Source organism: Alkalimonas cellulosilytica, assembly GCF_036325985.1.
GTDB lineage: Bacteria > Pseudomonadota > Gammaproteobacteria > Enterobacterales > Alteromonadaceae > Alkalimonas > Alkalimonas cellulosilytica.
Map to the genome: position 1 here is coordinate 63,052 of NZ_JAUHLI010000003.1, position 25,437 is coordinate 88,488.

The window sequence follows — 25,437 nt, forward strand, 5'->3', positions numbered from 1 at the left end:
CTGGCTTTTTTTGTGGCTGCAGTTGTCGCTAGCTCCGCGGGGGCCTAGTTTAACTGCACGATCTGTACATTATTTGCTGCGTCAGTGCTTTCATCCTCGTCAACCATCAGAGGCAGAGTAGGCAAGGTGACTGGATCAAAAGCCGTATCGATGGCGTAGCTGGCATCAGCTTTTGACAGCTGCTTAAAATCAAACAGCTCGTTATCAGCCAAATGTGAAGGCACCACGTTTTGCAGCGCCTGAAACATGGTCTCGATGCGACCAGGGAAACGTTTGTCCCAGTCTTGCAGCATGTCTTTTACCACCTGGCGCTGCAGACCATCTTGCGAACCGCACAGGTTGCAGGGAATAATCGGAAAGGCTTTGGCTTCAGCATAACGGACAATGTCTTTTTCCCGGCAATAGGCCAGTGGCCGGATCACCATGTGTTCTCCATTATCACTGAGCAGCTTCGGTGGCATGGATTTCATTTTTCCGCCGTAAAACATATTCAAAAACAGCGTTTCCAGCATGTCATCGCGATGATGGCCGAGGGCAATTTTGGTCGCTCCCAGCTCTTTGGCAGTGCGGTACAAGATGCCGCGACGCAGTCGTGAGCACAATGAGCAGGTGGTTTTGCCTTCCGGAATTTTTTCTTTCACAATAGCGTAGGTGTCTTCGGTGACAATTTTAAAGTCAACACCGATTTGGCTAAGATACCCCGGCAACACTTCGGCTGGGAAGCCTGGCTGCTTTTGATCCAGATTGACCGCCACAATGGAAAAATCAATGGGAGCCGACAGCTGCAGATTCAGCAGAATATCCAGCAAGGTATAGCTGTCTTTGCCACCGGATAAACACACCATGACTTTATCGCCGGCTTCAATCATATTGAAGTCAGCAATGGCCTGGCCGACACCGCGACGGAGTTTTTTGTGCAGCTTATTAAGGCTGTACTGTACTTTGGCTTGAGCAGAATGCGACATAACACCACCCTGGGAAAAAACGGCGCTCAGTATAGCGGAATTGGCGCCGTTTCCATAGTAGCAGGGCTGGCTAAATGCTATTTCTCCAACGGGCTGACAAAGTCTGCGGGCTTGACGGCCAGAACATCGCAATCCAGCCGGTCAATCACATGCTCAGCGGTATTGCCGATAATAGCCGCTGAGAAGCCGGTACGGCCTATGGTACCAATCAGTACCATTTCCGCATCGAGCTCCCGTGCCACTTTCGGGATCACATCTTCCGGCATACCTTCCAGTACATGAGTACGTTCATCATCAATGCCATGCTGGCGTGCCAGCTCTTTAACGGCATCCACATGATGGCGCTTCATAGTGCTGTTGTATTCCTCCGGATTAAACTCCGGAATTTCTATGGCTATGTTGACTGGTGTTCCGGGGTAAGCATTGACCAGATGGACCTGGGCAGACAGCATACCGGCCACTGCTTTGGCTTTATTGATCAGGCGGCTATTCAACGATTTGTGGTAATCCTGCTCGCTGCCGGCATTGACCGCAACCAGTACATTGCCGCCCTCAGGCCAATCATGATCTTTTACCAGCAACACCGGGCAGGGGCACTTACGCAACAGATGCCAGTCGGTTGGGGTGAAGATCATCGATTTGAGTACATCATGGTCATGAGTGCCTTTGAACACCATGTCGTAGCCTTCTTCCAACACGGCTTTGACCATGGCTTCAAAGGGGCGGTTGTGCCATTCAACATGAATATCAACCACCAGTCCTTTGTCGCGGTAAGGGGCAACCAATTCGCTGATCCACAGCTCACGATCTTTAATTACGGCCTGACGCATCGACTCGCGCTCTTCGCCAGACAACATGGTGGTCATCTCGTAGGAAAAATCGTAAATGGATAAAAAAGCCGTCAGGCTGCAGTCTTGATAACGGGCGTATTCTACAGCTCGGTGCAGGGCTTTTTGTTGCTCCGTGGTGGGATCGATCACCACCATGATGTGTTGAGGTTTGGACACAGTATTGCTCCTTTGGGTGCATTGCCTACCTATCAGTGTAGACAAAAATCAGAGCAATGCCGAACTCAAAACATGCGTTGTATCAAACAGAAAGCAAAAAAAGAGAAACGGCGGGGCGCCGTTTCTGCGGGAGCTGTTAACTGGCTATGGCAGCCATGCCACCAAGGCCGGCCAGCCCTTTGGCATTGGTAATGGTGATAAACTTACCGTCTACGTGGATCAGCTCTTCTTTGTGAAAGCGGCCCAGCAACCGGCTGATGGTTTCAACCGTCAATCCGAGGTAGTTGCCAATTTCACCGCGGGTCATGGTCAGACGGAACTCTTTACCGGAGAAGCCCCGGCTCTGAAAGCGCTGCGCCAGATTGGTTAAAAATGCTGCCAGCTTTTCTTCGGCATTTTTCCGGTTCAGCAGCAGCATCAGCTGTTGATCAGCAGAAATATCCTGACTCATCAAGCGCATCATTTGTTGCCGCAACTTGGGCAGCTCACCCAGCAATTGCTCCAGGTTATGGTAAGGAATTTCACACACCATGGCTGTTTCCAGCGCCTGGCCATAACTGACATGCTGTTGGGTATTGATTGCTTCAAAGCCAAGCACATCGCCCGGCAAATGAAAGCCGGTGATTTGCTCTTCGCCTTGCTCAGTCAGGGTAAAGGTTTTAAAGGAGCCGGTACGAATGGCATACAGCGCCTGAAACGGTCGGCCAGCTTCAAAAAGGTAGTCGCCCTTATGCAGCGGCTTTTTACGCTGAATGATGTCATCCAGTGTATCCAATTCGTTGTCATTCAGCGTAAAGGGTAAACAAAGCTGACTGAAGCCACAATCCTGACAGTTGATTGACGAGTGCGCCATAAGACATCCATAGTTGTCGCAATATTGGTGATAGCTTAAGAAACTAGCCGCGCCAAGGCAAGATAAACCGTATAAAAACCGTAACTACCGAGCAGGATAGCGGTACCATTACGAAACCAGCTCTGTTGCTTTAACTGGTTCAGGCGAGCAGCCAGGGTTGCAGTCAGCAAAATGGCAGGCAGGGTGCCAAGGCCAAAAGCCAGCATAATACCAGCGCCAGCAGCAGCACTGCCACTGGCCAGACTCCAGCTTAAGGTGCTGTAGACCAAGCCGCAGGGCAACCAGCCCCAACAGAGGCCATAGCCAAAGGCTTTATAGGGGCTATTTAGGGGCATCAGCTTGCTGCTGATTGGCTGAACCCGCCGCCAAATGCCTTGACCTAACCGCTCCAGATAAATTAAAACTGTCGACAGCCTGGCAATATAGAGCGCCATAGCAATTAACAGCAGACCCGCCAGCAAACGCAGCCACACCATCGAAGCGCCACTTAGTTGCATGGCAACAACGCCAAAGTAGCCGACCACAGCACCGAAAAAAGCATAACTGCTTAAGCGGCCGAGGCTAAGTAACAGTTGGTAGGCAAAGCGGCGAGGGCCCGACATCTCCGGCATCGACAGTTGCAAGGCTGCGACAATGCCACCACACATCACCAGGCAGTGACTGCTGCCAATCAGCCCTATCAGCAGGGCTGCACTCAGATCAGCGGGGTTCATCGTCACTGCGATTGTGCTGCTGGCTGGCCTGATCGGTTACGCTGGGATCGGCGGGGGATTTGGGCTCATCATCAAATAAAATGCTAAAGCCTTCTTTATCCAGATCTTCGAACTGTTTGCTTTTGACCGCCCAGAAAAAAATTGCCAGGCCTATCATCACAAACAGCACTGCAATGGGAATTAACACATAAATCACGCTCATGATTTAAGTAACCTCAGAGAGTTGGATACCACCAACAAGGAGCTAAATGACATGCCAAGCACAGCGATGTAGGGAGAGACCAGGCCCACCACCGCCAATGGAATGATGATCACATTGTAACCAACTGACCAGGCCAGATTTTGTTTGATGGTACGGGCGGCTAAATCGCCTCCCGCCAGCAGGGTGGTTAACAGGCTCAAGTCATTGCGTAGAATCAGCACATCGGCCTGATTTTTGGCCAAATCGGTGCTTCCTTGCAGGGTAACAGAGACATCCGCCGCATGAAAGCAGGCGCTGTCGTTGATGCCATCACCGACCATCATGACTTTTTGTTGCTGTGCGGTCAGTTGCTGGATCACCGCAACTTTTTGCTCGGGGCTGCAGCCTTTTTCCAGCCAGTCAAAACCAAGCTGTTCTGCTACCCGCTCCGCCTGACTGGAGCTGTCACCGGTCAATAACCCCAGTTGATAGCCTCTGGCTTTGAGTGCTTGCAGCAAAGCAGGAACTTCCGGTCGCAGATCGTCCTGCAATTCGATAGCAGCCAGAACTTTGTGGTCAACGCTCAGGTAGACCATGGCGCCAGGGATAGCCTCGGCCTGGCAGAAGGCAGCATTGCCTACCTGCACATGCTGGCCCTGCCACAGCGCCGAAATGCCGGCACCTATGCTGATTTCTACCTCGCTGAGTTCCAGTTCCTGTTGCAAATAGGGCTGAAAGGCCTTGCCAATCGGGTGCTCTGAATGGCGCTCAATATTCGCGATTAAATTCAGTAAGCTGGCTTTGTTGTGATTTTCATCCAGCAGCTGCACCTGATGCACACTAAAGCGGCCCTGGGTGAGGGTGCCGGTTTTATCAAACACTATCTGTTGAATATCCGGCAGCCTGTCCAGCACCTGGTTGTTTTTAATCAAAATGTGTTTGCGGTTTAAACGCGCCAATGAGCAGGTAATGGCGGTTGGGGTGGCCAGTGCCAGCGCGCAGGGGCAGGTAGCCACCAGTACAGATAAGGTAACCCAAAAAGCGCGACTGGCATCAATCCAGAAAAACCAGACTAAAAAGGTGGCCAATGCAATCAGCAGCAAGCGCTCGACAAAATACTGCGCCAGCTCATCGGTTTTCTCCGCCAGCTTCGGTTTTTGATTCAGCGTATCCTGTTGCAGCGCTATGATCTGACCCAGCCGGGACAATGCCAGCGGCTGACTTACTCTCACCTGCAACACCCCGTCATGATTGACACTGCCGGCCAGTACCGCACTGCCCACCGTTTTGGCAATCGGCTGGTACTCACCGGTCAGCATGGACTCATCCACGCTGCTGTTGCCATCAATAACATCGCCATCGGCGGGCAGGGTTTCACCGGCTTTGACCAAAATGAGATCGCCAGGTTGCAGCCGTCTGGCCGAAGTGCTTTGCGGCTGGCCGTCGATCAGTTGGGTGGCGGTTACCGGCATAATCTTCAGCAGGTTGCTGGTGGCATCCCTGGCTCTGGCCCGGGCCCGGTATTCAAAAAATTTGCCCAGCTGCAAAAAGAATACAAACATGCAGACCGACTCAAAATACACTTCACCGGTTTCGGTCACCGTGGCATAAGCGGAGGCAAAGTAGGTGTAGTAGATGGCCAGACTGACCGGCACATCCATGTTCATTTTGCGGTTGACAATACTACGCCAGGCACTGGTCACAAAGGGCAGGGCAGCATAAAAGGCGACCGGTGTGGTGAGCAGCATGCTGATCCAGCGCAGGTAATCCTGATGCTCAGGGTCGATGCCGGTCCACTCGCCAAAATACAGCGCAACAGCCAGCATCATCACCTGCATTGACAAGATACCCGATACGGCCAGCCGCTTTAAGTAGCGGCCAAGCTCAGCTTTGTGTACTTTTTCTTCCTGATCCGCGGCAAAAGGACTGGCCTGATAACCCAGCTTGCTGATTTCCTGCAAAATACGGCTTAATTTCAGCTGTTCTGGCAGCCATTCGATCTGAGCCCGCTGGGTGCCGGAGTTCACCCGGATACTGACCAGGCCAGTGAGCTGTTTTACACGCCGCTCAATCAGCCAGGCGCAGGCGGCGCAGCTAATGCCGCTGATGGATAGCTCGATTTTACTGCGCTCACCCTGCTGGCTGGCCAAATCAGCCAGCACATCCGGGCTGTCAAAGCTGGCCAGCTCTGCAGCCAAATCGGCCGGCATGGCATCGGCCTTGGTGGCGGGCTCGGTGCGAAAGCGGTAATAATCGCTAAGCCCTTGCTGAATGATGGTCTCTGCTACGGCCTGACAGCCAAGACAGCAGAAAGTGCGTGGCTGCTGTTCAAACTCCAGCACAAATTGCTGGCCGGTCAGCACCGGCTCATGGCAATGAAAACAGCGTTCTGCGGACATAAATCGCTTAGTAACCCAGCTTCACTTCCTGCTCGGCAGGAACATCCAGAGTGACACGTAAACGCCATTCCTGACTGTCATCCGACACCACCAGCCGAAAGCGTCCGCGTGGTGTATGGGGCAGGGTAGCCACATAAAGCAAGGCACCGCTACGTTCAGCATCGACTTCAAAATCCTGGGCTCCAAGCGTTGTGTGGTAAAAATCTAAATGAATACTGTCACCCAGAACGGCGTTCTCGGCAAAACGGACCACAGCCCGGTTACCAATCACCAGCACATGGGCCTCCAGGTTCCGCAGCGCTGCTTCACGGTATTTTTCCAGCCGGTTGTTGATGGTGCGGCCTTCACGATAGTAATCGTCCACCACCATTTCCGGCTGGTTTTGCATCATGATGTAAAAGGCCCAGCCACCACGGGCAAAAGCGAACACCGGCAGCATAATTAAAATCCACGGCCACAGCTGCTTGTACCAGGGTTTGGTATCGGTTTGCATCAAGGAACTCCTCGTAAAAATAAACCCCGAAGCCGGGGTTTATTCTATCCTAATCCAGCGTTCGGATCAGTTTTGTTTCGGTTCTGGGTTCGATAAGCGGTAGACATAAGCGGTTAGAATATGAACCTTATCTTCGCCCAGAGTGTGACGGAAGGCTGGCATTTCGCCAAAGCGTCCCTGTACCAGTGTCTCGGTAATATCGGCTGCTGAACCACCGTACAGCCAGATGTTGTTGGTCAGGTTTGGCGCACCGAACGGCAGGTTGTGGGCGACACTGCCTTTGCCATCGTTGCCATGGCAAGCCGCGCACATGGCAAACTTGGCCTGACCTGCTTCGGCATCACGCTGATTGACGGTACGGCCAGACAAGCTGAGCACAAAGGCGGTCATTTCACGAATCCCTTGTTCGCCTAAGGCATCTTTGAAACCAGGCATGGCGGCTTTGCGACCATACAGTAGCGTTTCTTTGATTTTCTCCGGCGTACCGCCCCATTGCCAGTCGTTGTTGGTCAGGTTAGGGAAACCGCGCTGACCACGGGCATCCGAACCATGACACTGGGCACAGTTTTGCAGGAATAGCCGCTGACCAATGCGTAGCGCTTCCGGATCATAGGCTAAATCCAGGATATCGCGCTCGGCAAACTGACGGAACACCGGGCCATAGACTTCATCGGCCCGGACCATTTCCCGGTCCAGCTGCACATTCATGCCAGCTTCGCGGGCAGCAATCACCGCTTGCTCCGACTCTGCCAGCGATAAAATACCCTGATTCGAACTGGTCCAGTTCAAAAAGCCTTTGTAATTACCAAGGCCTGGGTAAGCCGCCAGATAGAGTAAAGACCAGGCCAGAGTAATGTAGAACATGTAAGTCCACCACTTTGGCAGTGGATTGTTCAACTCGGAGATGCCATCGTGTTCATGGCCTGTGGTTTCATCTTCCGATACACCGACGTAATTTTTCAGGTTCCAGGTCAGCAGCACCAGGCAGCCAACCAGTACAACCAGCGTGAAAATGATGATCCAAGCGCTCCAGAAGCTACTCATGATCGGACTCCTGTTTTTGTTTTTGTTCTGGCTTTGTCAGTTCCGGCTCATCATCGAACACCAGGTTCGCTGCTTCATCGAAATCTTTTTTCCGGCCTTTGCCGTAGGCCCAGATAATCAGGCCAACAAAACCTACAAATAAAATGACGGTTAAAATGCTGTGTAAGGTTGCAAATTCCATCGTAATCACTTCAAGTGTGTGCCCAGCGATTGCAGGTAGGCAATCAGAGCATCCATTTCGGTTTTACCTTGAACGGCATCGGCTGCACCGGCAATGTCTTCGTCGGTGTAGGGCACGCCAAGGCTACGGAAAATTTCCAGCTTACGCGCTGTGTAGCGACCATCCAATACTCTGTCGGCCAACCAGGGGTAAGCCGGCATATTGGATTGAGGAACTACCGAGCGTGGATCCATCATGTGAGCATAGTGCCAGTCATCGCTGTAACGGCCACCGACCCGGGCCAGATCCGGTCCGGTCCGTTTCGAGCCCCACAGGTGCGGGTGCTCCCACACATGTTCACCTGCTACCGAGTAGTGGCCGTAGCGCTCCACTTCCGAGCGAAACGGGCGGATCATCTGACTATGGCAGTTATTACAGCCTTCACGGATGTAAATATCCCGACCTTCCATTTCCAGTGCTGTGTAAGGGCGCAAGCCATGGACCGGGGTGGTGGTTTCTTCCAGATACATCAGGGGCGTAATTTGCACCAGGGTACCAAAGCTGATGGCAATGATGGTGAAGATCCCCAGCAAGCCAACACTCTTTTCAATTTTTTCGTGATGATTCTTATTCGACATTGCTCGCTCCTTAGGCCACAGCTTCAGCAACAGGCTTCAGAGAGTGGTTCTCTGCACGCAGGGTTTTGTAGGTGTTGTACGCCATCACAAACATCCCCACCAGCACGAAGACACCACCGACAAAGCGCATCAGATAGAACGGCATGGACGCCTCAACACTTTCTACAAAGCTGTAGGTCAGGGTGCCGTCGGTATTGACCGCGCGCCACATCATGCCTTGCATAATACCGGAGATCCACATGGCCACGATGTAAAGCACCACACCGATGGTATGCAGCCAAAAATGTGTATTGATAAGTTTAATGCTGTACATCCGGCCTTGATTAAACAGGGTAGGGATCAAGTAGTAGGTGGCACCAATGGTAATCATCGCAACCCAGCCCAAAGCACCGGAGTGCACGTGGCCAACGGTCCAGTCGGTGTAGTGCGACAAGGCGTTCACCGATTTGATAGCCATCATCGGGCCTTCGAAGGTCGACATGCCGTAAAAGGACAGAGAAACAATCAGGAAACGTAGAATCGGGTCGGTTTTCAGTTTATGCCAGGCACCTGACAGCGTCATGATACCGTTAATCATACCACCCCAGCTGGGCACAAACAGAATCACCGACATCACCATACCCAGCGACTGAGTCCAGTCCGGCAAGGCGGTGTAGTGCAAGTGGTGCGGGCCAGCCCAAATATACAGTGCAATCAGAGCCCAGAAGTGCACAATGGATAAGCGGTACGAATAGACCGGACGACCAGCCTGCTTCGGAACGAAGTAGTACATCATGCCCAGGAAACCAGCGGTGAGCAGGAAACCTACCGCATTATGGCCATACCACCACTGGATCATCGCATCCACAGCGCCGGCATAGATGGAGTAGGATTTGACCAGGTTCAGTGGGATCACCATATTATTGACCAGGTGCAGGGCCGCCACGGTAATAATAAAGGCGCCGTAGAACCAGTTGGCGACGTAAATATGGCTGGTTTTGCGTTTCACCAGGGTGCCAAAGAACACCACCGCAAACGAGACCCAGACCACAGTGATCAGAATATCAATCGGCCATTCCAGCTCGGCGTACTCTTTGGACTGGGTAATACCCAGGGGCAGGGTAATGGCAGCCAGCACAATCACTGTTTGCCAGCCCCAGAAGGTGAACATCGCCAGCTTTTCAGCAAATAGCCGGACCTGACAGGTTCGTTGCACGATATAATAAGCAGTCCCCATCAAGGCACTGGTACCAAAAGCAAAGATCACCGCATTGGTATGAAGAGGACGTAGACGGCTGTAAGTCAGCCATGGGATGTCAAAGTTCAGGGCAGGCCAATACAATTGGGCTGCAATCAGTACACCTACCGCCATACCCACAATGCCCCATAGAATGGTAGCAAGGGTAAAGAGGCGGACAACGCTATAGTTGTAGTCAACTTCTAACGATTTAGTCTGGCTCATATCGAGTTCCACTGCAGTTTCGCTGGTTACAAATTATCCACTTGCGGGAAGTGGCCCTTTTTTTATCACTCTAAGCCGGTACACACCTCACTGTGCTGTACCCACTTAGGGCTATTCTGGTTGCGGATGATAAAGATTTCACTTTGCAAAAGATAGTTGAATCCGCCGCTTTTATGATTTAGAACAAAGTCCTTGTTTACTAAGTAAACAAGTGTAGGTTGTCTTTGGCCCTCTTGCTGTATTCGAGGTAGAATAAACTACTTATTTTGGCAAACAGGCAAGCCCCCACCCATGGTGAATACCTCAGCATTGTGTCTGCCCGTGTTGCTATTGCTTGTGGTTATGGCATTGGGTTGTAAGCCAGCGCAAGTGGCTGATCAATCCGAGCTTTTGCTCTATGATAGCACAGCAGAGCAACTGTCGATAAGCCCTGAAAGCATTCCGGTTGAGTCCTTGCTTACGTTAAAACTGCAAACGGTGGCAGCCATTGCTGCCATCACCGCTGAGGTCACCGGCGAGTCGATGTACATGGGGCGGGTACCGATCCGGTTTGAACCGATTGAACCATCGCTATGGCAGGCGGAGTTTTTACTGGGGGCCTGTACTGATCCTAACATGCTGTGGCGACTAACCATTCGCATTCAGTATGAAGATGGCCGGGTACTACTGATTTCGGAGGTTTTTCAGAGCAGTTGGCGCTAACGGCTGGCTGCCTGTCGGGCAATGGTTTGGCTTAACTGCAACGGCGCTGTCTGCCAGTTCAGGCTGGCGGTTTCCACACAGACAAAGTGCTGATAAGCATTATCAGGGACATCTTTGAGTGCCTTGCTTTTCGCCGGACCAGGGTTCCACAGCACTGAGCTGTCATGGCCTGACTGTTGCAGTACCACTCCCTGAGCACCATCCTGAACCAGCAGCTGCGAACCAGCTTGCAGGTAGATGCGATCGGTTTCATTCTCCAGTCGGGCAGGCGAAGCGCCATCCAGGCATTCTTGCTGGCTGACTTTATCCAGGTAGTGGTTGCCAAGTCCATGCACGCTTAGCTGCTGCGGGCTAGTGAGCTTAAAATAACTGTGCAAAGCCGCTTGCTGTGGCAGGGGCTGTTCAGAGCTTAGTGTGACGCTTAGTGCCTCTTTACTCAAGCGGACTGCTAGCTGTAACTCGATGGGGGCAGGGCAATGCGGTAAATCTGTAAAAATGCTGTGCAAAGTCAGTGCCGCGACGCTTTCGGTGCAATGTTGCTGCAGCAGTTGCCAGTGCCGGGTTCGGGCAACGCCATGCGCGGGCTGTGAGGCCGCGTCAGGTAGGATGCTGGGATCGGCGGGCCCGAACCAGGGCCAGCACAGTGGAATGCCACCGCGAATGGCTTGCTGCTGCCAGTTCGCCTGAGGCGAGAGCCATAACAGTTCATCGCCAGGGCTTGGTTGATACGACAGCACTTGAGCGCCATAGCTGCTGACCACAGCACTGGCTTCACCGCAGCGCAGCTGCCAACAGGGCAGCTCGGCCAGGTGGGCAAAACCAAGCTGTGGCTGGATGCTGCTTCGCATGGAGTTTGCTTGGTTACTTCATCATCTGGACAGTATTGTCCAGCATGCGGTTGCTAAAGCCCCACTCGTTGTCGTACCAGGACATTACTTTCACCAGACGGCCATTGACCCGGGTTTCACTGGCATCAAAGATGGACGACATCGGGTTGTGGTTAAAATCAACCGAAACCAGTGGCAAATCGTTCACCATCAAGGCTTCGTTTAGTGGTGAAGTGGCCGCTGCTTTGCGGATAATGTCATTGACTTCCTCTACGCTGGTATTGCGACCAGCAATAAAGCATAAATCCACCAACGAAACGTTCAGGGTAGGGACCCGTACGGCCAGGCCATCAAACTTGCCTTGCAGCTCAGGGACCACCAAACCAACGGCGGCAGCGGCGCCGGTTTTGGTCGGGATCATCGACATGGCTGCAGCACGAGCCCGGCGGACATCGGTGTGGTACACATCGCTTAACCGCTGGTCGTTGGTGTAGGCATGAATGGTGGTCATCAGACCGGATTCAATACCCAGTGCATCGTTCAGTGGCTTAGCGATAGGAGCCAGGCAGTTGGTGGTGCAGGATGCGTTGGAAATGATGGTCATATCCGGGGTAATGATGTCGTGGTTCACGCCATACACAATGGTAGCATCCACCTCTTTGGCCGGGGCGGAGATAATGACTTTTTTCGCGCCGGCAGTCAGGTGTGCGCCAGCGGTTTTGCGATCAGTGAACAGGCCGGTACACTCCAGCACCACATCCACCTGCAGCTCTTTCCACGGCAGATTGGCCGGGTTGCGCTCGCTTAAAGTACGGATTTCATCCTGATTAACGAAAATAGCACTGTCAGAATGTTCAACCTGAGCCGGAAAAATACCATGAGCTGTGTCATACTTCAGCAAGTGCGCATTGATGGCGGCATCGCCTAAATCATTGATTGCGACAATTTTTATGTCGTACGACTTATTCGTTTCATACAGAGCCCGTAAAATATTACGGCCGATACGGCCAAAACCGTTAATTGCAACACGAATGGTCATAGAACACCCCTTGGTTAAACGTTATTTTGTAGTAAAATTACATTATTTGGCGAAATATTCAAGCGGTAAATGCAGTTGCATACGAATTCTTGTAATTAAATAACGCAAAAAGCCCGAATTCAGAGTATTCTCAGCATAGCAAAGAAAATAAGCAGGAAGGACGCCATGAACACAGCGCTTGTAGAACAGGCTTTGGCATTTGCCGGCATTGAAGCCAGTTACACCGATGCCTATGGGCAGTTGCAACACGTCAGCGAAGCCAATCTGCTGGCTTTACTGGCAGCGCAGGGGTTTGATACCAGCAGTGAAGACAGCCTGGATGAGAGTTTGCAGCACCATCAGCAGGCACTGTGGCAGCAACTGTTATTGCCGGTCTCGGTGCAGCAGCAGGATCAGCCGCTGCATCTGGAGCTGCGGCTGCCGTTGGCGTTGGCCAATGAACCACTGAAACTGAATCTTATCACCGAAGCTGGCAAGCAGCATCGCTTGTCGCTTACGCCGGTCGATGGCGAGCTGCTGCAGGTCTACCAGCAGGATGAGCAGGAATACCATTTATACCAGCATGCCATTACAACTCATCTGGAGCCTGGCTATCACCGCCTGCGGGTAACCAGCCCTGCCACGCTTAAATGTGAGCAGTCGCTGATTGTGACACCGACGCGTTGTTATCAGCCAGAGGCTTTTGCCAGTAACAAGCAATGGGGTGTCAGTGTGCAGCTGTACGGCTTGCGCTCGGAGCGCAACTGGGGCATTGGTGATTTTGGCGACCTTCAGCAACTGCTGCAACTGTTGGCTGCGCAGGGCGCTGACTTTGTGGGTCTGAACCCGATCCATGCACTCTATCCGGCCATGCCGGAACATGCCAGCCCTTACAGCCCGTCGTCCCGGCGCTGGCTCAATGGCATCTATCTGGACGTGACTGCCATGCCAGGCTTTGCCGAGTCGGCAGAGTGTCAGCAATTGGTCGCTGCAGCATCGTTTCAACAGCAACTTGCTGAGCAGCGCAGCCGTGATTGGGTCGATTATAGCGGCGTGATGCAGCTGAAACAGCCGGTGATGCATGCCTCGTATCGGTGGTTTGTACAGCATGCGACAGCGGATGAGCAGGCCGCTTTTGCTGATTTTAAGCAGGCTGGCGGCTCGAGCTTGCAGCAGCAGGCTTTGTACGATGCCTTGCATGCGCACTTGTATGCCGAAAATAGTGAGTACTGGGGCTGGCCAGCCTGGCCGGTGGAATACCAGGATCCGGCCTCTGCGAAGGTGAAAGCTTTTGCCAAAGCACAGGCAAAAGCGCTGGATTACTACAGTTACCTGCAGTTTTGTGCCGACAGACAGTTGGCCGCGGCTCAGCAAACCGCCAAAGAAGCGGGCATGTTGCTGGGTATTTACCGTGATTTGGCGGTGGGGGTCAGTGAAGCCTCGATGGAGATCTGGGCCAACCCGGATTTGTATTGCCGTGATGCCAGCATCGGAGCCCCGCCGGATCCATTAGGCCCACAGGGCCAAAACTGGGGTCTGCCGCCAATGTCGCCGCTGCAACTGTTTCAGCAAGGCTATCAGCCATTTATTGACCTGCTGCGGAGCAATATGCAGCATGCTGGTGCACTGCGCATTGACCATGTGATGGCGTTGCTACGGTTGTGGTGGGTGCCTAAAACCGCCGATGATGCGCGGGGTGGTGCTTATTTGTATTACCCGATCATGGACTTGCTGGGCATTGTAGCACTGGAAAGTCAGCGCAATCAGGTGCTGGTGATTGGGGAAGATCTCGGCACGGTGCCGGATGGTATTCGGGATTTTTTGCAGCAGCACGGCGTCTATTCGTATCGGGTGTATTTCTTTGAACAGGCTGCAGATGGCGGCTTTATCTCTCCGGCCCATTACCCGCTGCAGGCGATGGCCACGCTGTGCACGCACGATCTACCAACGCTGATTGGCTTTTGGCATTGCGATGATTTAAAACTTGGTGAGCAGCTGGGTTTGTATCCGGATGCCGCCCAGTTGCAGCAGTTGTTTGAGCAGCGTCACCGCAACAAACAACGCATCCTGGACTCCTTGCATGGCCATGGCGCTTTGCCGTCGGATTACCCAAGGCAAGTGGAGCAGGTGGGGATGGAGCCGGTATTGGCCCGCGCCTTGCAACTTCACCTGGCTAAGGGGCAAAGCCAGTTGCTGTGTTTGCAGCTGGAAGACTGGATGCAGATGACCCAGCCGGTCAATGTGCCGGGCACCAGCGATGAGTACCCGAACTGGCGGCGTAAGCTCAGCCAGACACTGGAACACCTGGCAGAGCAGCCAGAGCAACTGGCATTGATGCAGCAGCTGAGCCAGGCCAGGACGGATTGGCTTTATCAGTAAATCAGCATTAGTTAAGCAGGCTATAACTAAAAAAGGAAGCAGGATGACTCAGGCGTCAGACTTGGCAGCAGTGCGTTGTGCACAACCATTTTCTTTACTGGGCTGGCAGCCCAATCATGACGGGCAAGGCCAGCAAAAGGGCTGGTTGGTGCGTTGCTTTTTGCCAAAGGCAGAGCAGGTGGAAGTGTTGGATTTGGCTTCGGGCAAGTCCCTTGGCGTTTGTCAGCCGGATGCCGTGGTGGCAGGGCTCTTTACCCTGATGCTGCCGCGCAAACGCAAGACCACGCCGTATCAGTTGCTGGTCACTCAGGGCAAGCATCAGTTCCGGCTGGTCGATCCTTATCAGTTCCAGCAAGAAGCCTACCACGCGGTGCATTTTGTTCACAGCCAGCCGCAAAACCTGTACCGCCAGTTGGGTGCTCAACTGATGGAGTTGGCGCTGGGCAAGCAGCAGCTAACAGCAACCCGCTTTGCCGTCTATGCGCCCAATGCCAGCAGTGTCAGCCTGATCGGCGATATGAACGATTGGGATGGCCGCTGCCACCCTATGCAGAAAACCGATTGCGGTCATTGGGTGTTGGTGATGCCGGACATTGCTGCCGGAGTGCGGTATAAGTTTGAAATCAAAGACCGGCAAGGGCATTTGCTGCCGCATAAAGCCGATCCGGTCGGTTTCTTTGCCGACCAATACCCATCGCATGCATCGCAGGTGTATGATCACAGCCGCTATCAGTGGCAGGATCAGGCCTGGCAAAGTCGCAAGCAAGTTCCGCCTTATCAGGCCCCGATGAGTATTTACGAGCTGCATTTGGGCTCCTGGCGGCGCAAAGACAACAACGAGCCACTGAATTACCTGGAATTAACAGAGCAGCTGATCCCATACTTGCTGGATATGGGCTACACCCACATTGAGCTGTTGCCGGTGATGGAGCATCCTTTTGATGGTTCCTGGGGCTATCAGCCGGTGGGGTTGTTTGCGCCGAGTTCACGCTTTGGCAGCCCGGATGAGTTTAAAGCCCTGGTCGACGCCTGCCATCAGGCTGGCATTGGGGTGATCCTGGACTGGGTGCCGGCGCACTTTCCGGATGATGGCCACGGCCTGGCCCGGTTTGATGGCACGGCACTGTATGAATACGAAGATCCACGCCGGGGCTGGCACCCGGACTGGAATTCCTGCATCTATGATTTTGGCAAAGACACCGTGCGGCATTTCCTGGTCGCCAGCGCCTTGTACTGGCTGGAACACTTTCATATCGATGGTCTGCGGGTCGATGCGGTGGCTTCCATGCTGTACTGGGATTATTCGCGCAAGGCGGGCGAGTGGGTGCCCAATGTCGATGGCGGCAATCACAACTACGAAGCCATCAGCCTGCTGCAATGGCTAAACACCGAGGTGTACCGTCAGTTCCCGAATGCCATCACCATTGCGGAGGAGTCCACGTCCTTTGCCGGTGTCTCGAAACCGGTTGATCAGGGTGGCCTTGGTTTTGGCTTTAAATGGAACATGGGCTGGATGAACGACAGCCTGCGTTACATCAGCAAGGATCCGGCTTATCGCAAGTTTCATCACAACGATCTGACCTTTGCCATGGTGTACCATTACAACGAAAACTTCGTGCTGTCATTGTCGCACGATGAAGTGGTGCACGGTAAAGGCAGCTTGCTGCATAAAATGCCGGGCGATGAATGGCAGCAGGCGGCCAACCTGCGGGCCTATATTGCTTATATGTTTGCCCATCCGGGCAAAAAACTGCACTTTATGGGCATGGAGTTTGCACAGGCCGCAGAGTGGAGCCATCAGCGTAGCCTGGATTGGCATCTGCTGGATTACGACAAACACCGTGGTATTCAGCAGCTGTTTCGTGATTTGAATCTGAGTTACCAACGCTGTGCGCCTTTGTACCAGCTGGATTACGACAGCCAGGGCTTTGGCTGGCTGGATCACAACGATGCCGAGCATTCGGTGCTCAGTTTTTACCGGCAGGATGCAGCTGGTGAGCGCATTTATGTGGTGTCTAACTTCACGCCGGTTCCGCGTAACCAATATCGGTTAGGCGTTGCCACTGAGGGAGACTTTGAGGTGATCCTGAACACCGACAGCAGCTATTACTGGGGCAGTAATTTTGCGGTTGGCTCTGTGTTGCATGCAGCGGCTCAGCCGCATCAGGGGCAGCCCGCCAGCCTGGTGCTGGATTTACCGCCGTTATCCACCTTGTATCTGCGCCGCCGGGGGTGATGATGGGACTGCAGGTGCCTTTGCTAAAAACGCAGGTGGGCCAGCCCAAACCGCTGGGCCCTTCATCTGTCGCTACTGATGAGTGGAATTTCGCGGTCTATGCTCCGGATGCCAGGGCGCTTACGCTGTGGTTATTCCAGCCGGATACCGAGGAGCCGATTGCGGAGCTGGCGTTTGCCGGCCGTACCGGCGATATCTGGCATCTGGCCGTTTCCGGTATTCCGGCAGGCACCTTGTATGCACTGGCGGCGTCCGGTGAAGACAACCCGGCACAGGGCCTGCGCTTTGATGCAGAGCGCTTGCTGATAGACCCTTACTGCAAGCGGCTAAACCGGCCGCAGCGTTTTCAGGAGCATCTGTACCAACAAAAGAGCCCGCTTTTTATCAGCAAAGGGGTGCTCACAGAGACAGATTTTGACTGGCAAGGCGTGGCCAAACCGCAGGTACCGGCGGAACAAACCATTATTTACGAAGCCCATGTCAAAGGTTTGACCATGTTGCACCCGGAGGTGCCGGAAAAGTTACGCGGTACCTATCTTGGTTTGTGTCATCCCTCCATTATCAAACACTTACAGCAATTAGGAATTACCAGCATTCAGTTGCTGCCGGTGGCCAGCTTTATGAGCGAGCCGAGGCTCGAAGCGATGCAACTGACCAATTACTGGGGCTACAACCCGGTCAATTTTTTTGCGCCTGATCCCCGCTATCAGCTAACCGATGCGGTGACCGAGTTTAAAACCATGGTGCGCACCTTTCATCAGCATGGCATCGAGGTGATTCTGGATGTGGTGTTTAACCACAGTGCCGAGGCCGGTGATGATGGCCCGGTGCTGAGCTTTCGCGGCCTGGCCAACCGGCAGTATTATCTGTTTCATAACCACGCCGATATCACCGATTTTCAAAGCTACTGCAATTTTACCGGCTGTGGCAATACGCTGAATGTGGCGCAGCCGGTCACGCAAAAGCTGGTGATGGATGCGCTGCGTTACTGGCTGACCGAAATGCAGGTGGATGGTTTTCGCTTTGATCTGGCGGTAACCCTGGGCCGTGAGCACAAGCGCTTTAATCCGTATGCCGCATTCTTTCAAATCATTGCGCAGGATCCGGTGATCAGTGAAGCCAAGTTAATCGCCGAGCCCTGGGACGTGGGGCCTTTTGGCTATCACCTGGGGCAGTTTCCGGCAAATTGGGCCGAGCTGAATGACAAATGCCGCGACAGTTTCCGTGCTTTTTGGCGTGGCAATAAAGGCAGCCTGGCTGAATTTACTACCCGGTTGCTTGGCTCGCGCGATATCTTTCAAAAACACCGCATGCCGGCCAGTTGCAGCGTGAATTACCTCTGTTACCACGATGGCTTTACCCTGCAGGACCTGGTGAGCTATGAGCAGAAGCACAACTGGCTAAACGGCGAAGAGAATCGCGATGGCCATGGCCATAATCTCAGCTGCAATCATGGCGTGGAAGGCCCAAGCCGCGATGCAAAAGTCATTGCTCTGCGTTTTTTGCATAAACGTAATCTGGCCGCCACCTTGCTGCTGAGCCAGGGCATCGTGCACTGGCTGGGCGGCGATGAGCTCAGCCATACGCAGCGGGGCAACAACAATGCCTATTGCCAGGACAACGACATCAGCTGGCTGAACTGGCAACTGGACAGTGAGCAGAAGGATTTTCTGCAGTTTGTGCAGCAACTGATGGCGCTGCGTAAGCGCTACCCCTGTTTGCAGCAACTGTCGTTGCTGGATGAGCAGTACCAATGGCATGGTGATAAACATCAGGTGCAGTGGTATCTGCCCAGCGGGGAGTTGAAACAAAGCCACGACTGGCACGATCCGGAGCGGGCCTGCTGTTTGTTCAGCATTCAAAACACCCGCGATGGCAACACCTTGCTGTTTGTGTTCAATGCCGCCCACCATGAGCAAACGATCAGCCTGCCAGCAGGCGAGTGGGGCTTGTTGTTCGATACAGCGCTTGATAAAGGCCTGCTGCAAGCAGCCAACCGGCACCATGGCCAGTACCAGCAGCCGGCTTTTAGTATCTCGTTGTGGCAGTTGGATGCAGAGCGCTCAAAGCCTGCTGCCAGTGAGAGCAAAGCTTAGACTGAAAGCCCGGAGCTTTAACACAGCCAGGGTTGCTCAAAAATAAAGAGGCTGAGCAGCTCAGGCTTGAGAAAAAAACGCAACACAACGAGCCTAAATCTGTAAATAAGCTGTTCCCTTAAAAAACAAATTCCATTAGCATCAGTTATACCAAAAATTAAGTGAGCCGGCCCGTTCAACAGGAGTTTATCCGTCACTGAACTGCGTGCCGAATAAAACACTAAGACGTTATGCCTTACCAATTGAGCCCAAATAACGGTCAAACCATGGAAAAAGAAATTCATCTCCCTGAAAACAACTCGGGGCAATCAATAGTTAAGTCACAAAAGAGTCTTTTGGTCGTAGGTGCTAATGGCGCAGGCAAAACAAGACTGGGTACTTGGATTGAATTTAACTCTCCAGATAGAGATAAGGTGCATCGGATTTCTGCACAAAAATCTCTTGCAATGCCTGACTCAACGACACCTAAATCTATCGATTTAGCAACCTCCGAGCTGTGGACGGGCTATGAGCGTGCAATTGAGGAGAAAAATATTCACGGATACAAGCAAGGGCACCGTTGGCAAAGCAAACCAGCGGTAAGCCTGCTAAATGACTATCATCAGTTAATGGTTTTTCTTTTCTCAGATCACACTGAGGAGAGCGCAAAATATCTAGCAGCATCAAAGTCAACCACTAACAGAGTTGAACCGCCAAAAACCAAGCTTGATGTAGTTAAGGAGGTTTGGGAAAGAATACTTCCACACAGGGAACTGGTAATTGGTGGACTGCGGATTCAAACAAAGACAAGAGATGCGCAAGAAAAAATATACAACTCCTCAGAAATGAGTGATGGTGAGCGGGTCATTTTTTATCTCATCGGCCAATGTTTGGCGGCACCTTCCAACGCAATAATCATCATTGATGAACCAGAGTTACACCTCCACAAGTCAGTTCAGGCCCCCCTTTGGGATCAGATTGAGCAAGCAAGACCTGATTGCTTTTTTATATACCTTACCCATGATGTAGATTTTGCTTCGGCAATGGAAGAGGCAACAAAAGTTTGGCTAAAGTCTTACGATGGTGAAAAATGGGATTGGGATTTAATAAGGCAAGACGCAAGCATTCCAGAGGATCTTTTGCTGGAAGTGCTTGGCAGCAGGCATCCTGTTGTATTTGTTGAAGGGGTAGTCGGTAGCTTTGATTCCGCTCTTTATGCAGCAATCCTGAATAACTACCTAGTTATACCGGTTGGTAGCTGCAGCCAAGTAATACAATCAGTTAAGGCTCTTAAAAATAATACTCAGCTTCATCACCTACAGGTATTTGGCATCATTGATAGAGATAGGCGGGTTCCCGCTGAAATCGAAAGGCTCGAGCAAGATTCAATATTCGTCCTATCCGTTGCAGAGGTAGAAAACCTGTTTTGCACCAAAGAAATTCTTGAGTTAGTTAGCGCTCGATTGGAGCGTGATGTTAATGCCGATTTCCAATCCGTTTCGTCTGCAATATTCTCTCGCCTACAAGGTGAGCTAGAAGTTCAGGCCTCGCTTCGCGCTGCAGGTGAGATAAAGTTTCAACTCAATATGTTTAACGAAAAAGCAAAGGGTGCTGACGGGCTGGCTTCTGCTTTACATTCGCTTGTTACAGGAATTGACGCCAACGCCATCTACTCTCAATCACTTGCAGAGTTTAACGATGTATTGTCTGCAAAAGATTTTGACCGCCTCTTGGCTATATACAATCGTAAGTCGCTATCTGCACAAGCAAGCTCAGCGCTCGGCCTTGCTAATGGTAGCCTTCCTGAGTTTGTAGTTCGCCTCGCAAAAGGTAGCGGCCGAGACGAAATAGCAAAGGCATTGAAGAGATACTTTGGAAACTTTGCACAACATATGGAATAACAATTCATTCCAGCGGACCGCTTCAAGCAGCGGCCACTGAATTCAAGCGTTAAATGGCTCGCTAGAGAGGTGCTAAATGAACGATCCGGACAAAATCATGCTTCCTTGTGATATTTGTGGTCAACAATTTCAGTTCGGGCGCCATATTTATAATGGTAAGGTTATCCATACTTATGAATTGACGGTCTGCCGTACTTGTTATGACAGTAATCATGATGGTTGGGCACCGCACTATGAACAGAAAATACTTAAACACCTTAAAGAAAAGGGTATTAAAGTTCCTGAACGAAACGAAAGCGGTTGGCTACCAAGAGAATAGCAATTTAACAAGTTGCTTAATTTCGTTCCGGCCACAAAAAAGCGTGGCCTCCACTGGACTGCCTACGCTGCGCTGCGGCAGCCAATTAGCAAAGCGTTATATTTTTTAGGAGAATCAAGTGCGAACCCTAAGCGGTTGGTTGTTTTTGTTCGTAAACATCGTATCAGTATTAACGGTATTCGCGGCATCCGATGAAAATTTAATACCGGCCTTGTCCGATAGCGTCTTTGAGGTTTTTTTTGTAAATTCTCTGTCTGGGAATTCAATTCTATTTAATTTATCAATGGGGATTATTGTTAGTTCACTATTCTACTTTATAGTTGTCTACCTTCCTGAAAAACAAAAGAAAAATGATATTTTGCCTCAGATTGATCAGCATGTTTCAGAAATAATTGCTAAGACTTGGATATTAGTTTCCGAGACAGTCAATCATTCCGGAAAAGGGTTTGAAATTGAAAGATTGAAAGAAGATGAATTTCTTGAGGCTTGCAAGGCGGTTAACCCCTGCAACCTATTCCACAAGTTCCATAACGGCGGAGCAGGAATTTATCAACTTCATTTTGGTTATGTTTGCTCTAATAACTGGGACCATGTTTTAAGAAATATAAATGAAGTTATGCATTTTCTGCCTTATGTCGATACGGGAGTCGTAAAAATCCTCAATAAGATTAGAAGTGCAAGTCTCGGACAAACTATTGGAATGCTGAAAGACATAGACAAACTAAACAATACTGATATGTCATCTTGGTCTTCTTGCATTTTTAATGTGTACAAACTAAGTATTGAGCTGGAAATTTACTATGTTAAATATATCAACAAGAAATTTGGGCATCCATATAAAAAAACATAACAAATTGCTTGATTTCGTTCCGGCCACAAAAAGCGTGGCCTCCACGGGACTATCTACACTACGCTGCGGCAGCCCATTAGCAAAGCGATAAGAAGTGAGAGCTCTATGGAAAGAACTGTAGAAATTACCAAAAACCGATTTTTTGAAATCTTTTCAGACGCGGTTTTGCTTTACGAAATTTCGCTATCTGAAAGTAGGGTATCTGCTAAAGCAGCTCTCGCGAAATCATGTATATTATCAGTTAATTATGCTCTTGAAGCAGCTGCAAACTCTTTTATTTCAACTGTAGAAGTGACATCTTCGTTAAAGAATCAGATTGACAGGTTTTCTACATTGGACAAGTTCGACTTTGTGCTGCAATGGCACAAAGACAGTGCTCTTCCAAGAGGGGACACTGAGGTTCAGGTTGTTAAAGAGCTCATAGATAAAAGAAATACTGCTGTTCATCCTAAGATAGAAACTTGCTCTGAGGGTATTTCGACTGAGGTAGGATCTGGGAGTTTAGGATATGTACATAAGTTAAAGAGTGGCTCTGAAAGTGCTCGGAATAAGTTATCGAAATTTTCCAAGGCACCTGATATGTATACGGATGAGGATGCTTTGGTCGCACTCAAAGCTGTCGTGAATTTTCTAAATAGTTACGTTAACGACTGGTGGGGTATTGATATAGATACTTCAGCTTTATTGTTAATGCCATCATGGAATGGCTCGATTAATGCGAGTAACATTTTGTACGAGAGAGATTCACTTGAGACGGTTGTAAAACACGATAAAGTACTCGGGATAAAGTTTCTTGGATTGCATGGGATACTTAAGCAATTCGTATAACAAACCGCGTCATTCGGGGCGTTATGCCTCAAAGGAGTAAACAATGGGCATTTTCCATTTTTTCAAGAAAAAGCCAAAGGTAAACGGAATTATCAAGTATTTGAGCCTAGAAGATTGGTGGCTGAATGAACTGAATGATGAAGAGCGTGAAATCATCCTTAATACTTATTCTCCAATGGGTGATGAAAATTCAATAATTGAGGGTGAAATATACAGTAGCAGCCAGACACAGCTTCACTTCTTCTGGGGGTTAATTGGCTGGTTCAATAAACCGGACCTAAGATATGTTGCATATAAATTAATTACAAAAGCCGAGTCTTTGATTGATGAAAATTCAGCTCCTTTGGATGTGCATTTTCTCTATGGCGAAAAAATTGAAGTTTGCTACAAAGATCGTGATTTACACCCAAATGGACTTGAACTTGCAATTGAAGCATGCGAACAGCAAATTGAAAATTCACCGGCGGCAGCCATAGCATTTAAACAGCAACACGGTGGAGATTTGCCAGCGCACAAAGGGTACTCTCAGTTAGCAATCGTCTTAGAAAAGCAAAAACGTTATGGTGAAGCAATTTCATTATGTGAAAAAGCGAAATCTCAAGGCTGGGCTGGTGACTGGGATAAACGGATAGAGCGCTGTAATAAACGTGCTAAGCCATAACAAGGCCATTCAACCGACCACCTCTGGCGTCGGCTGATGGCCGCTCGTTATCTTCAATTTGGCATTGTGTTCTTTCTAGGATAATCTTTAAGCATGCCAACAGTATTAAGAATAGGGCCTTACCGCTTCTTTTTTTACAGTAATGAGAATGCGGAACCCGCCCATATACATATTCAGCGTGAGAAGATGCTTGCCAAATTCTGGTTAAAACCAGTAGCCCTAGCGAGCTCTACAAGGTTTGCGCCGAAAGAGTTGAGAAAACTCGAGCAACTCGTTGTCGAAAATAGAGATACGTTTTTGGAGGCTTGGAATGGCTACTTTAGCAGTTGAACATCATCCCCTCGCACAGTCAGTCAGCTTTGACACGGATTCGCTTATCGTAGAGCTCGTGGACGGGCGTACCATTTCAGTTCCGCTGACGTGGTTTCCTTCATTGTCCCAAGCAACGGAGTCTCAACTGAAAGACTGGGAGATACTCGGTGACGGGGAGGGGATTCATTGGCCCCAGTTGGATGAAGATCTGAGTGTGAACGGTATTTTGTTGGGCAATCATGGAAAGAAGATAACAAGTCAATAAACTGCGCGCCTGCGGCGCCGGACGTGCTAACGCACGCCGGTTATTTCGGGCGTCAGGCATTTAAGGAAGAAATATGCACTCTGCTGGTAATAATAAGTATCTTTTTGCTGCAGCATTCTGTTGCTTTGCTGCTGCACTTGCCCATCTTGGCTGTATTGTTTTTGGCGGCGATTGGTATCGCTTTTTTGGTGCAGGTGAGCAGATGGCTCGGATGGCAGAGCAAGGGCTTTGGTATCCAACAATCGTGACATCTGGCATTGTATTGGTACTTCTGGTTTGGGCGCTTTACGCTCTGTCGGGCGCAGGCACTATTAAACGTTTACCGCTTACAAGATTGGCGCTAATCCTCATTACCAGCATATTTTTACTTCGTGGCGTTTCCTTCGTAGCGATCATGCCCATGTTTCCAGAAAATAGCCTGACGTTCTGGCTGATTAGTTCTGGTATCTGTTTGTTTATTGGCGGCCTGTTTGCTCTGGGTTCATGGCAGCAGTGGTCAGTTTTAAGTGGTAAACAGGCCTGACAAATTACTTAGTTTCGTTCCGGCTACTTTATTACGCAGGCGTTTCAAAGATGAGCAGGGCGTATAGGCCATCAAAACATTACCGCATGGCGTGGTTTGCAGCACACTGCTCGCCTTTGTCGTGATCATGAACTACCCAGAGGCTACCTGTAAATGCAGACAAGATCGTTCCTCATCCTCCTGTTAGTTATTATAGTGGGGCCAATCCTGTTTATTGCCTTGCTGCTTTTTCTGGCTGGAAACGGCATGTGCGGTAATGATGCTTATGCCGAAGTTCACTCGCCAGACCATCGTTATAAAGCCATTATTTTTCAGCGTGACTGCGGGGCCACCACCGATTTCAGTACCCAGATATCTGTTTTGAAAATGAATGCGGAGCTGAAAAATAAAAGCGGCAATATTTTCGTGACCAGAGGCCACCCGGATACGCATGCACCGGAATTAACCTGGCTATCAAACACAGAGCTACTGATACACAGGGAACTCGATGGCACTGAGTTTAAAGCTGAGAGCAGCTTGGGTGTTATCAATAAAATACAGATCCGCTACACAGCAGACGGCAGTTAACCTCGTTGCCGGTAAGGTGCTCATAGCTGCCAGAACTGGCATTTTACCATATTGCCGCTTTGCACCAGTTCCCCAAGCCT

26 protein-coding genes are annotated in these 25,437 nt (G+C 50.8%); 13 read left to right on the forward strand and 13 right to left on the reverse strand.

Annotated elements, in window-relative coordinates; translation table 11 throughout:
• Nucleotides 1–44: 44 nt before the first annotated feature.
• The 11 genes from ttcA to ccoN all read right to left on the reverse strand — a co-directional run bounded on the left by ttcA (nt 45) and on the right by ccoN (nt 9,894).
• A complete protein-coding gene (gene ttcA / locus QWY20_RS03665) occupies nt 45–965 on the reverse strand; it encodes a tRNA 2-thiocytidine(32) synthetase TtcA (protein WP_330127684.1) in 921 nt (306 codons plus the stop codon).
• A 77-nt stretch (nt 966–1,042) separates the two neighbouring features.
• The gene (gene uspE, locus QWY20_RS03670; RefSeq protein ID WP_330127685.1) at nt 1,043–1,972 is read right to left on the reverse strand and encodes a universal stress protein UspE; all 930 of its coding nucleotides are present in this window, start codon (nt 1,970–1,972) and stop codon (nt 1,043–1,045) included.
• Between the two features lie 136 nt (nt 1,973–2,108).
• On the reverse strand, nt 2,109–2,825 hold the full coding sequence (gene fnr / locus QWY20_RS03675) for a fumarate/nitrate reduction transcriptional regulator Fnr (RefSeq protein ID WP_330127686.1): 717 nt from the start codon (nt 2,823–2,825) through the stop codon (nt 2,109–2,111).
• A 35-nt stretch (nt 2,826–2,860) separates the two neighbouring features.
• Nucleotides 2,861–3,538 carry a sulfite exporter TauE/SafE family protein gene (locus QWY20_RS03680; protein WP_330127687.1) on the reverse strand — a complete coding sequence of 226 codons (678 nt, stop codon included), beginning with the start codon at nt 3,536–3,538 and terminating at the stop codon, nt 2,861–2,863.
• On the reverse strand, nt 3,525–3,740 hold the full coding sequence (ccoS, locus tag QWY20_RS03685) for a cbb3-type cytochrome oxidase assembly protein CcoS (protein WP_330127688.1): 216 nt from the start codon (nt 3,738–3,740) through the stop codon (nt 3,525–3,527). Before ccoS ends, QWY20_RS03680 begins: the two co-directional genes overlap by 14 nt.
• Nucleotides 3,737–6,118 carry a heavy metal translocating P-type ATPase gene (locus QWY20_RS03690; RefSeq protein WP_330127689.1) on the reverse strand — a complete coding sequence of 794 codons (2,382 nt, stop codon included), beginning with the start codon at nt 6,116–6,118 and terminating at the stop codon, nt 3,737–3,739. The genes ccoS and QWY20_RS03690 overlap by 4 nt, the downstream gene beginning before the upstream one ends.
• Nucleotides 6,119–6,125: 7 nt before the next feature.
• On the reverse strand, nt 6,126–6,611 hold the full coding sequence (locus tag QWY20_RS03695) for a FixH family protein (protein ID WP_330127690.1): 486 nt from the start codon (nt 6,609–6,611) through the stop codon (nt 6,126–6,128).
• A gap of 66 nt (nt 6,612–6,677) precedes the next feature.
• Nucleotides 6,678–7,655 (reverse strand): cytochrome-c oxidase, cbb3-type subunit III, encoded by a 978-nt coding sequence (ccoP, locus tag QWY20_RS03700; RefSeq protein WP_330127691.1) that lies wholly within the window; start codon nt 7,653–7,655, stop codon nt 6,678–6,680.
• A complete protein-coding gene (locus tag QWY20_RS03705; protein WP_228611266.1) occupies nt 7,648–7,836 on the reverse strand; it encodes a cbb3-type cytochrome oxidase subunit 3 in 189 nt (62 codons plus the stop codon). Before QWY20_RS03705 ends, ccoP begins: the two co-directional genes overlap by 8 nt.
• A gap of 5 nt (nt 7,837–7,841) precedes the next feature.
• Nucleotides 7,842–8,453, reverse strand: a complete 612-nt coding sequence (ccoO, locus tag QWY20_RS03710) for a cytochrome-c oxidase, cbb3-type subunit II (protein ID WP_330127692.1) — start codon at nt 8,451–8,453, stop codon at nt 7,842–7,844.
• A 10-nt stretch (nt 8,454–8,463) separates the two neighbouring features.
• Nucleotides 8,464–9,894 carry a cytochrome-c oxidase, cbb3-type subunit I gene (gene ccoN / locus QWY20_RS03715; protein ID WP_330127693.1) on the reverse strand — a complete coding sequence of 477 codons (1,431 nt, stop codon included), beginning with the start codon at nt 9,892–9,894 and terminating at the stop codon, nt 8,464–8,466.
• Nucleotides 9,895–10,215: 321 nt separating this feature from the next.
• Here ccoN and QWY20_RS03720 point away from each other — a divergent pair, with 321 nt between their 5' ends.
• Nucleotides 10,216–10,596 (forward strand): hypothetical protein, encoded by a 381-nt coding sequence (locus QWY20_RS03720; RefSeq protein ID WP_330127694.1) that lies wholly within the window; start codon nt 10,216–10,218, stop codon nt 10,594–10,596.
• Here QWY20_RS03720 and QWY20_RS03725 read toward each other — a convergent pair.
• Together QWY20_RS03725 and gap are read right to left on the reverse strand one after the other, a co-directional pair.
• The gene (locus QWY20_RS03725) at nt 10,593–11,444 is read right to left on the reverse strand and encodes a D-hexose-6-phosphate mutarotase (protein ID WP_330127695.1); all 852 of its coding nucleotides are present in this window, start codon (nt 11,442–11,444) and stop codon (nt 10,593–10,595) included. The genes QWY20_RS03720 and QWY20_RS03725 overlap by 4 nt on opposite strands.
• Before the next feature lie 13 nt (nt 11,445–11,457).
• Nucleotides 11,458–12,462 carry a type I glyceraldehyde-3-phosphate dehydrogenase gene (gene gap / locus QWY20_RS03730; RefSeq protein WP_330127696.1) on the reverse strand — a complete coding sequence of 335 codons (1,005 nt, stop codon included), beginning with the start codon at nt 12,460–12,462 and terminating at the stop codon, nt 11,458–11,460.
• Between the two features lie 165 nt (nt 12,463–12,627).
• On the opposite strand from gap, the gene malQ reads away from it, so the two are divergent.
• From malQ to QWY20_RS03790, 12 genes are all read left to right on the forward strand, one after another.
• Nucleotides 12,628–14,820 (forward strand): 4-alpha-glucanotransferase, encoded by a 2,193-nt coding sequence (gene malQ, locus QWY20_RS03735; RefSeq protein ID WP_330127697.1) that lies wholly within the window; start codon nt 12,628–12,630, stop codon nt 14,818–14,820.
• Between the two features lie 43 nt (nt 14,821–14,863).
• Complete coding sequence (gene glgB, locus QWY20_RS03740) at nt 14,864–17,056, forward strand: 1,4-alpha-glucan branching protein GlgB (protein WP_330127698.1); 2,193 nt, start codon at nt 14,864–14,866, stop codon at nt 17,054–17,056.
• Between the two features lie 2 nt (nt 17,057–17,058).
• The gene (glgX, locus tag QWY20_RS03745) at nt 17,059–19,152 is read left to right on the forward strand and encodes a glycogen debranching protein GlgX (protein WP_407935396.1); all 2,094 of its coding nucleotides are present in this window, start codon (nt 17,059–17,061) and stop codon (nt 19,150–19,152) included.
• A gap of 266 nt (nt 19,153–19,418) precedes the next feature.
• A complete protein-coding gene (locus QWY20_RS03750; RefSeq protein WP_330127700.1) occupies nt 19,419–21,032 on the forward strand; it encodes a DUF4435 domain-containing protein in 1,614 nt (537 codons plus the stop codon).
• A gap of 76 nt (nt 21,033–21,108) precedes the next feature.
• On the forward strand, nt 21,109–21,351 hold the full coding sequence (locus QWY20_RS03755; protein ID WP_330127701.1) for a hypothetical protein: 243 nt from the start codon (nt 21,109–21,111) through the stop codon (nt 21,349–21,351).
• 118 nt (nt 21,352–21,469) lie between these two features.
• Entirely contained in the window at nt 21,470–22,201 is a 732-nt protein-coding gene (locus QWY20_RS03760; protein ID WP_330127702.1) for a hypothetical protein, read from the forward strand.
• Nucleotides 22,202–22,306: 105 nt separating this feature from the next.
• The gene (locus QWY20_RS03765) at nt 22,307–23,029 is read left to right on the forward strand and encodes a hypothetical protein (RefSeq protein ID WP_330127703.1); all 723 of its coding nucleotides are present in this window, start codon (nt 22,307–22,309) and stop codon (nt 23,027–23,029) included.
• Nucleotides 23,030–23,072: 43 nt separating this feature from the next.
• Nucleotides 23,073–23,690, forward strand: a complete 618-nt coding sequence (locus QWY20_RS03770) for a hypothetical protein (RefSeq protein ID WP_330127704.1) — start codon at nt 23,073–23,075, stop codon at nt 23,688–23,690.
• Nucleotides 23,691–23,783: 93 nt separating this feature from the next.
• A complete protein-coding gene (locus QWY20_RS03775) occupies nt 23,784–24,020 on the forward strand; it encodes a DUF4160 domain-containing protein (RefSeq protein WP_330127705.1) in 237 nt (78 codons plus the stop codon).
• Nucleotides 24,001–24,267, forward strand: a complete 267-nt coding sequence (locus QWY20_RS03780; protein WP_330127706.1) for a DUF2442 domain-containing protein — start codon at nt 24,001–24,003, stop codon at nt 24,265–24,267. Before QWY20_RS03775 ends, QWY20_RS03780 begins: the two co-directional genes overlap by 20 nt.
• Before the next feature lie 73 nt (nt 24,268–24,340).
• A complete protein-coding gene (locus QWY20_RS03785; RefSeq protein ID WP_330127707.1) occupies nt 24,341–24,790 on the forward strand; it encodes a hypothetical protein in 450 nt (149 codons plus the stop codon).
• 153 nt (nt 24,791–24,943) lie between these two features.
• Entirely contained in the window at nt 24,944–25,357 is a 414-nt protein-coding gene (locus QWY20_RS03790) for a DUF5412 family protein (protein WP_330127708.1), read from the forward strand.
• Nucleotides 25,358–25,437: the final 80 nt, after the last annotated feature.